Origin of the sequence: Vibrio sp. 397 (genome assembly GCF_033339395.1) — a bacterium.
Lineage (GTDB): Bacteria > Pseudomonadota > Gammaproteobacteria > Enterobacterales > Vibrionaceae > Vibrio > Vibrio alginolyticus.
Window position 1 is genome coordinate 1 of the sequence record NZ_JAWOUN010000039.1, and the last position, 7,198, is coordinate 7,198.

A 7,198-nucleotide genomic window follows, 5' to 3' on the forward strand; every position below is an offset into this window, starting at 1 on the left:
ATCTTCAAGTGGTTCTATGAAATTGGTATACATTAATCAATAGGGGGAGGTGATTTTCGTTACAGAGTCACGCGTTGCGAATCACTCTTAAATGCTTTGTTAGAGCACTTTGCTCTGTGTCACCAAGTCAAAAGCTTCGTTAACTTTTTTCCCAAGCGAAATCTGTTTGATTCCTGCAGGAACATGTAAGAACAGTGGAAAAATAGCCCAAAAAAAGAATAGCCCAATAACAACAAACAACCATCCACCTACTACTTGGGCATCATACTTACCAAATACTCCCTTTGTGTGGTTATTGTAAGCATAGGCAATAAACTTACCTGTTTTTGAGTCCCGCTCGCCGACAACAGTAACTTCATCATTACGATTAATAACCCAAGCATCAGATACTTGAAGTTCGATTACACAATTATTTTCACTTAATTCAAACTGTACCTTGGTTTTAGTGACCGCTTTGAAATTAATAACCTTACCAACTAATTTATCTAACATTATTTTGTTAACTCTATGTTACTTTACTAGGAGTGCTCTAACGCCCTGTTAAGGGGTGAGCAACGCAATACCGAAGCTTCCGCATACCGCCTTAACCACTAAAACCAACGCATAGTAAAAATGCCACGCGTTGTGAATCCCTCTTAAACAGTTTGTTAGCCCTTTGCCCAAATTTGGTACGTGTAATCAATATTTGAACTGAAACTTTGCTCAAATGTTTGTTTGAAACTCTGTGGAACTGAAGGGAAAAACACGTCGCCAGAGATGTGCTTATGAATCACTGAAAGATGGATAACATCTGCTTGTTCGATTAATGCTTTGTAAATTTCACCACCACCAGAAACAAAGACATGTGTTGTCGTATTGTCTAAGTAAGATAATGCCGATTCAATGCTGGTGAAATAAATAACATCTGGATCATTCGAGACCATTTCTGAGCGAGTAACCACAGCATATTTCCTATTGGGAAGTTTACCCATTGAGTCGAAAGTTTTACGACCGACTAAAAGCCAATGATTGTAAGTCATAGCTTTGAACAGGAGCTGCTCACCTTGTACATGCCAAGGTATATCCAATCCAGAGCCAATTACTCCATTCTCAGAAACTGCTGCCATAATGGATATTTTCATTTTTCCTCCTGAGGGCTAACGCCCGCCTAAGGGGCTGGCAACGCATAACAACTAAACTCAAACACAACAACTGCAACCACAGCGGCTCATTGGGACTGGAAACGCCACGCGTTGACAGTCCCTCTTGAGGCGTTTGTTATGTGTGTGTTCAAACCATCAAATTTAGTCAGGAACTACTATTAAACCTAATTGCTCTAAAAGTTGTTCTTGCTGCCACGAACAGATTTTTACACCTGTAAGGTCAACTTTCCGAGGGTCTAAACCATACAACTCCGAGTGGCTCAAATCACAACCTTGCAACCTACACTGGCTCCAACACCCTTCAGAAAATACTCCCCGACTTAAATCAGACTCTTTAAATGATGCACCACTCAGATTTGCGCCAATCCATCTATTCTCAAACAAATCACACTTTTCGATACACTGCCTTTCAAAGTTGGCGTATGAAAGATTACAACCTGTTATATAAGCTGAACAAAAATACATTCTGTTCGATACCTGATTCATGAAGCTAGCTTGAGAAAAATTGGCACCCTTTAAATCGCATTCTCTGAACTCGATACCAAAACAATTTGCACCTTTGAAATACGACATTGAAAGACTGCAGTTTTTAAAAGATGCATCTCTAAGATCCGAGTAAGAAAAATCACACCCCTCTAATTCACCTCGTTCAATGAAAGAACAATCTACAAATTGTGTATCGCGGAGGTTCGCTCGTTTAAAGGAACAGCAGAAAAATTTGCAATTTTTAAAATACTGACCACTCATGTCTTGATGTGAAAAGTCTGCTTGTACATATAACTGGTCTGTTTTATCCATTTTCTAGCCCTCTTTCTATTTGAGTCGAAGACTAACATTTACCAACCAGTTCTCAAGAAAAATAAACACCTTAAAAACAGCAACTTACAACCACTTAAAATCGCAAAAATAAGGCGCCAAATTGACGCTCTAAGGCACCGTTTTTTAATTCACCCATGCCGCATGGCTAGAAAAAAGTTTTGATTAATCATGGCGCTTGCAAGAAAAACACATAACGCTTTCTATACGGCGAAAAGCCGTATTTCTACTCAGATCTAAGCTCATTTAATCTTTCATGGTCAACATAAATTCAAAGACTTAAAGATAAATTCGGCATGTTAGGTGGTAACATGTCGCTTAATGTGAAGAGTGGGATTTAACGTAATGTCACTTTGTGCGAAGTGCAGTGTTTCGGTAGAACAATGATTCTCGAAAGGTCGCTATAGCGGCCTTTTTTGTGCCTGAAAGCAAGAAAAGCGAAGGGAAATTGCGAAGTAAGGTATTGAGGAGTAAGATTAACTCTAGATAAAACAAAGCCCCGAAACTCATTCAAACTTGGCGGAATGGAGAGTTATCAGGGCTAAAGCTTAAGGTAATTTTAACACATGGAAAGACAAAGACAATCCACACGTAACCGCCATAAGTGCAGTTATGTGTGAAAGCTAAACAATCAAACGCATTTCAACTCGATCTAATCGAGACGCTTCCTCATAAGCCGTATTGCACCGATGAACTCGGTGTCACTTACATACGCCCAAAAAGTACAGCGATTAAGAAAAAATATCTGCAAGTGAACCAACCGAAGTTGGTCACTTACCTTGTCTTTGATATTGATCGACAAGGCGGTGTGTTGGCTTGGTACGACAACGATCTTCCCACACCATATTGGACTTCAAAGAACCCAGAGAACGCACACGCACACATTGCGTATCGCTTGAAAGTTCCATTCTGTACGTCTGATATCGCGCATAGTGAACCTATTCGCTACGCAGCTGCGATTGAATCCGCGATGATTGAGCGTCTGAAAGCGGATCGTGGATTCGCAGGACTACTGACGAAAAATCCACTGCACCCACATTGGCAAAATGAGTTTTGGACAGAGTACGAGTACACACTCGATGAACTGGCGGAATACCTCGATCTGAAAGGCCACCCGTTACGTGGTAGCGAAACGTCTGGTCTTGGCCGTAACTGTGAGTTGTTCGATAACACTCGTCAGTGGGCATATAGAGCGATTCGGGAATACTGGGCGCCTAACTACAAAAGAAAGTGGAATGCAGCCGTCTACGACAAAGTAGAAAGTACGAATAGCCAGTTCAATGTTCCTTTGCCCGTGTCAGAAGTGAAAGCGATAGCGAAGTCGATCGCTAACTGGACGTATCGAGAATTCACGCCAGAAAAGAAAAGCCAATGGCACGCTAAGAAAGGTGCTAAGGGTGGAAAAGTTTCAAAAGGTGGAGGTAGACCTAGCCTTAACGAACCTTGGGTTGAGCTTGGTATCAGTCGAAGAACTTACTTCCGTTGGAAGTCGACTGGCAAATTGTAATGTGTGGCACTAAACAAGCTATATCAGATAACAGCCCTTTTTAGGGTTGTTATCTGATTAATGGCCTCTATGTTTCTTTGCTAATCTTGCTAGAGCGGTATACGTGATTTTTGTTCCATCCGTGAACTTCCAGTCTATTTCATCTAAGAACTCTGCCATTATTTTCTTCTCTGCGCTCAGTCGATCTCTTTGACCTAACTTACTCTGTGTCTGTTGGTTTTGTCGACGGTGTGCGTGATTGACTATTCTTATTTGCTTTTGTAACGCCACTTCCTTGTTCTCTGTTTGCTGCTTGATAGCGTAGATCTCGTTTTCTTTCTTGTTGAGTCGTTTCGCTTCTTTGGCGTGTTTGTTTACGATATCCTTCTCAACTTGACCTTGGTATTCTCGTTTTATGTTTTCGATCTCTTTCGTTTTTTTAGCTAATTCTTTCTTAGCTTTGAGTAACGACTCATCTGCGAATGTGCGAATGCCGTTGTAAATTAAACCTAAAATGAACGCTGTCATGAGGCTAAACAAGAATATGTAAACCCATGATTGCCATTGGTACCAGAGCGTTTTTGCGCCTTGTGCTAGTAAAATAGGACCATTTGAGTTGGATAAGTCTACTAACCAAATCGTGCTATCGGGAGTTAGAAAATCAAGAAATGGTGCTGCAAAAAGCAATACCAATCCCACAACAATTACCGTCAAAAATCCCCAAATCATCGTAGGTATACCTCTGTAATATCGGGGCGGAAATGCCCTAGCTCTTGAGAAATAATCGTCATGACATCGATACGCTCAAAGTGGTTAGCCAGTTGTTCGTAGCGGTTTTGTGCGTAGCTATGGCGTAAGCCGTGTGCTCCGTTGGAGTACCCAAGAGCGCGAGAACTCGCTTTGCTGAACGCATCAGAAAACTTGTGTCCTCCTGCTATGTTGTAATGCGATTCGTAATTCACGCCCCTGTCAGAGAGTTGCTGTGGTGTATCGAGTCTGCGTTCTTCTAACTTTTCTGCCAAATGGTTGGGGATTTGAACTTCACGAATGAGACCGCCTTTCCCTTGAACCGTGTAGGTTTTTGAGTCATTGGGGAGTTGGGAAAATTTATCTTGGTGTACGTCCCGTGGACTCGGATTTACTTCGCCAGAAGGTCGTAGTGTGTACAGTTCGTGAGCGCGTAGACCCGCTTCATGACAAAGTTGTGTTGAGAGTGCATGTTGCTCGGTTTGGTGCTGAATGATCGCATTGACCTGTTCTGGCGTGTAAGAACGAGAGTTTTCAATAGTTTCTTTTTTAGATGTAGGAAGCTCTTTGGGTGGGTATAGTGTTTGATTGGGTTCTAACTTATGTGTGACATGCTGCATCATTGTTTGTATTGCCTGACGATCCATGTCGATTGTGCTTTGTTTACATTCGTGAGCGCGTAACTCTATGTAGTTTTTTGCTTGTTCTGGGGTTAGTTCTCTTAGAGAGCCAAGCTTGAACTCTTTCAGATAATCGCAACAGGTTTTCAATGCTTGTTCGTAGTTCCTCGCCGTTCCCACCGATTCTATGGCATTACCTTTCCCCTGCATTTCTTTCATGACAGAAGCGGCTTGTTTTTCTGATTTTGCGAAGTGCCCTTTAGCCATTGCGTGTTACTCCGATGGAATGGATATATCGGAGGATGGTACTGCGAGCTGCATATTGCTTGTGTTCAGTTTGGAGGTGCAGAGCAATCAGTTCTAAAGATGCGCCATGCTTGTACATTTTGGCGATTTCAGAACGGAACGGTTCAAGTTTAGAGGTGCGTTTCTTATAGTTTTTGCCTTTGCGTAAAGCACGGGTCTTTTTTGCAGCTTCGGTCGCTGCTACTGGATCAAAGCTCATAAAAATCTCGATGTGGGCGTAAGAACTAGCTAAATATTTTCGTAAAAATATCCAGACGGCATTGCCGTTCGCCAATTTTGCTTTTTTTCGTATAGCAAGGCCGACTGTTCACACCTTTTCACGTTCACTTTCCGCCAGTGAAGTGCGTACTGATTTTTGTGTTTCGCTGCTTTGAGAAGCACCGTTGGTATCAGTAATTAAAACCAACGTGTACGGTGTTAACTAGGCCGTACTCCCCTGAGGCAAAATCATTTTTTAGTTCTCTGACTAAGCGCGGATTTGATTTTCGCAGACCAAACCAAGGAGGTTGTAGAGGTCAGGTTCCTGCATAAGCAGCAGTGGGCTATGGAAATTCCATTGTGACATTTTCACGTTTTATCTGCAATATTGTTTTGTTGCAGGCTTTTTGTTGCGTGAAATTATATAAAAGCTTATTAAAGCTCGCGCTATGTGGAATTTTTAAATTCTACATAGCGCGAGTAGGCTCGCGAAATTTGCGAAAAGTACCGCCTGAATTGCGTAGCAACAGGGCGGTGCTTTGAGTGAATTTGACGGGGTTAGGGGCAGTAGCCCCTCACGAACTGACGCGCTGCGCTTGTCGCATCACTAGCCCAAGATAAACTGCAAGTTTATCCTGGGCCGGTGATGTGCATTTTGAACGCTAGGCGTTTTTGAGCTGCATGATCAAGAGCCAAACTTAGGAAACAAAACGCTGATGGTAAGGTGGATAAAAGAATCTATGAGAAAGAGGCTGTTATGTTTATTCGAGTTATTTTTACAGCATTATCATTTTGCGCTGTTTTCATTGTGGTGAGTGACAACATACCGGGTTGGGGGAATGCTTTGGGGTGGAGTTACATCTTGGGTATGTTGGCTCTGGGGGTAATAACATTGAAAGCCGAACAGCTCATGGCATGGTGTGATAAGCAATTAGCGAAAAAGAGAAAATGAAGAGGTATACTAGGTGTGTTAATAATTAACACATGGTGATTTTATGGCTAGAACAACAAGCGTCACAATCGGAGAATCTCTTGATTGTTTTATCGAAAGAATGATCGCAACAGGTCGTTATGGCTCAACAAGTGAAGTGATGAGAAGTGCATTGCGACTACTCGAACAACAAGAGAATCAACAAGACTTACTGCGAAAAGCGCTCGATGAGGGTGAGGCGAGCGGAGAGTGTTCCTTGTCATTAAAAGAAGTGGCAGCAAGAAGAAAGGCCAAGCTGCATGTATAAACTTTCCCAAAAAGCAGCAGACGATTTTGGGGATATCTACGAATATACCTTTTTAAATTTTGGCGCAGAGCAAGCCGACAACTACACCGATGAAATGGAACAATGTTTACAAACTCTGTCAGAGGCACCATTCATTGGTCGAGATTGTTCCGAACTTCGTTCTGGCGTACGTCGTCATGATCATCAGAAACACGCCATTTTTTATCGAGTTCGAGAGTTCGATATCTTTGTTATCCGGATCTTGCACCAACAGATGAACCCAATGTTGCATCTTTAAATTACTTAATTTTTTGATAAAACCTAGAAAAACGCCCCTTAGAGGGCGTTTTTTGTTTCAAACGAACAGCGCCATCTTTGCCCTGTAAATCGCCTGAAAAGCGTCACAAACTTTCAGCCCGATTTCTGGGTCAGTAGGGCATAGTAAGTGCTTAAAAACGTGCCTAGAGCCTCTGATGGCGTTCTAAGGGCTGTTTTTGATAGCTAACTCGCCCGTTTAACATAATAGGAATAATAGACACCGATTTTGAGTGTGGCTCAGGCATAAATTTGGATTCTGATTAATGTATACATCTTCAAGTGGTTCTATGAAATTGGTATACATTAATCAATAGGGGGAGGTGATTTTCGTTACAGAGTCACGCGTTG

Annotated in this window: 10 protein-coding genes; 4 read left to right on the forward strand and 6 right to left on the reverse strand. The window is 42.1% G+C overall.

What is annotated here, in order from left to right:
• Nucleotides 1-99: 99 nt before the first annotated feature.
• The 3 genes from R7P36_RS24655 to R7P36_RS24665 all read right to left on the reverse strand — a co-directional run bounded on the left by R7P36_RS24655 (nucleotide 100) and on the right by R7P36_RS24665 (nucleotide 1,940).
• On the reverse strand, nucleotides 100-492 hold the full coding sequence (locus R7P36_RS24655) for a hypothetical protein (protein WP_000884724.1): 393 nt from the start codon (nucleotides 490-492) through the stop codon (nucleotides 100-102).
• Nucleotides 493-647: 155 nt separating this feature from the next.
• The gene (gene dfrA31 / locus R7P36_RS24660; protein WP_000703246.1) at nucleotides 648-1,121 is read right to left on the reverse strand and encodes a trimethoprim-resistant dihydrofolate reductase DfrA31; all 474 of its coding nucleotides are present in this window, start codon (nucleotides 1,119-1,121) and stop codon (nucleotides 648-650) included.
• Nucleotides 1,122-1,283: 162 nt separating this feature from the next.
• The gene (locus tag R7P36_RS24665) at nucleotides 1,284-1,940 is read right to left on the reverse strand and encodes a quinolone resistance pentapeptide repeat protein QnrVC5 (protein WP_000361705.1); all 657 of its coding nucleotides are present in this window, start codon (nucleotides 1,938-1,940) and stop codon (nucleotides 1,284-1,286) included.
• A gap of 634 nt (nucleotides 1,941-2,574) precedes the next feature.
• On the opposite strand from R7P36_RS24665, the gene R7P36_RS24670 reads away from it, so the two are divergent.
• The gene (locus tag R7P36_RS24670) at nucleotides 2,575-3,465 is read left to right on the forward strand and encodes a replication initiation protein (protein ID WP_012615284.1); all 891 of its coding nucleotides are present in this window, start codon (nucleotides 2,575-2,577) and stop codon (nucleotides 3,463-3,465) included.
• A 57-nt stretch (nucleotides 3,466-3,522) separates the two neighbouring features.
• Here R7P36_RS24670 and R7P36_RS24675 read toward each other — a convergent pair whose 3' ends face one another.
• Genes R7P36_RS24675 through R7P36_RS24685 form a run of 3 tightly spaced genes read right to left on the reverse strand, consistent with a single transcriptional unit; the run spans nucleotide 3,523 to nucleotide 5,316 of the window.
• Nucleotides 3,523-4,173, reverse strand: coding sequence for a hypothetical protein (locus tag R7P36_RS24675; protein ID WP_102137293.1), 651 nt, complete (start codon nucleotides 4,171-4,173; stop codon nucleotides 3,523-3,525).
• Complete coding sequence (locus R7P36_RS24680) at nucleotides 4,170-5,078, reverse strand: tyrosine-type recombinase/integrase (protein WP_102137292.1); 909 nt, start codon at nucleotides 5,076-5,078, stop codon at nucleotides 4,170-4,172. The genes R7P36_RS24675 and R7P36_RS24680 overlap by 4 nt, the downstream gene beginning before the upstream one ends.
• Entirely contained in the window at nucleotides 5,071-5,316 is a 246-nt protein-coding gene (locus R7P36_RS24685) for a hypothetical protein (RefSeq protein ID WP_169573145.1), read from the reverse strand. Before R7P36_RS24685 ends, R7P36_RS24680 begins: the two co-directional genes overlap by 8 nt.
• A 723-nt stretch (nucleotides 5,317-6,039) precedes the next feature.
• On the opposite strand from R7P36_RS24685, the gene R7P36_RS24690 reads away from it, so the two are divergent.
• The 3 genes from R7P36_RS24690 to R7P36_RS24700 are packed head-to-tail and all read left to right on the forward strand — an operon-like array spanning nucleotide 6,040 to nucleotide 6,830.
• Nucleotides 6,040-6,267 (forward strand): hypothetical protein, encoded by a 228-nt coding sequence (locus R7P36_RS24690; RefSeq protein ID WP_225452192.1) that lies wholly within the window; start codon nucleotides 6,040-6,042, stop codon nucleotides 6,265-6,267.
• A gap of 43 nt (nucleotides 6,268-6,310) precedes the next feature.
• The gene (locus tag R7P36_RS24695; protein ID WP_012615282.1) at nucleotides 6,311-6,553 is read left to right on the forward strand and encodes a type II toxin-antitoxin system ParD family antitoxin; all 243 of its coding nucleotides are present in this window, start codon (nucleotides 6,311-6,313) and stop codon (nucleotides 6,551-6,553) included.
• A complete protein-coding gene (locus R7P36_RS24700) occupies nucleotides 6,546-6,830 on the forward strand; it encodes a type II toxin-antitoxin system RelE/ParE family toxin (protein WP_012615283.1) in 285 nt (94 codons plus the stop codon). The genes R7P36_RS24695 and R7P36_RS24700 overlap by 8 nt, the downstream gene beginning before the upstream one ends.
• Nucleotides 6,831-7,198: the final 368 nt, after the last annotated feature.

Coding starts and splice junctions, on each gene's coding strand:
- R7P36_RS24655 (WP_000884724.1), bottom strand. CDS start 492: ATGTTAGATAAATTAGTTGGTAAGGTTATTAATTTCAAAGCGGTCACT.
- dfrA31 (WP_000703246.1), bottom strand. CDS start 1,121: ATGAAAATATCCATTATGGCAGCAGTTTCTGAGAATGGAGTAATTGGC.
- R7P36_RS24665 (WP_000361705.1), bottom strand. CDS start 1,940: ATGGATAAAACAGACCAGTTATATGTACAAGCAGACTTTTCACATCAA.
- R7P36_RS24675 (WP_102137293.1), bottom strand. CDS start 4,173: ATGATTTGGGGATTTTTGACGGTAATTGTTGTGGGATTGGTATTGCTT.
- R7P36_RS24680 (WP_102137292.1), bottom strand. CDS start 5,078: ATGGCTAAAGGGCACTTCGCAAAATCAGAAAAACAAGCCGCTTCTGTC.
- R7P36_RS24685 (WP_169573145.1), bottom strand. CDS start 5,316: ATGAGCTTTGATCCAGTAGCAGCGACCGAAGCTGCAAAAAAGACCCGT.
- R7P36_RS24695 (WP_012615282.1), top strand. CDS start 6,311: ATGGCTAGAACAACAAGCGTCACAATCGGAGAATCTCTTGATTGTTTT.
- R7P36_RS24700 (WP_012615283.1), top strand. CDS start 6,546: ATGTATAAACTTTCCCAAAAAGCAGCAGACGATTTTGGGGATATCTAC.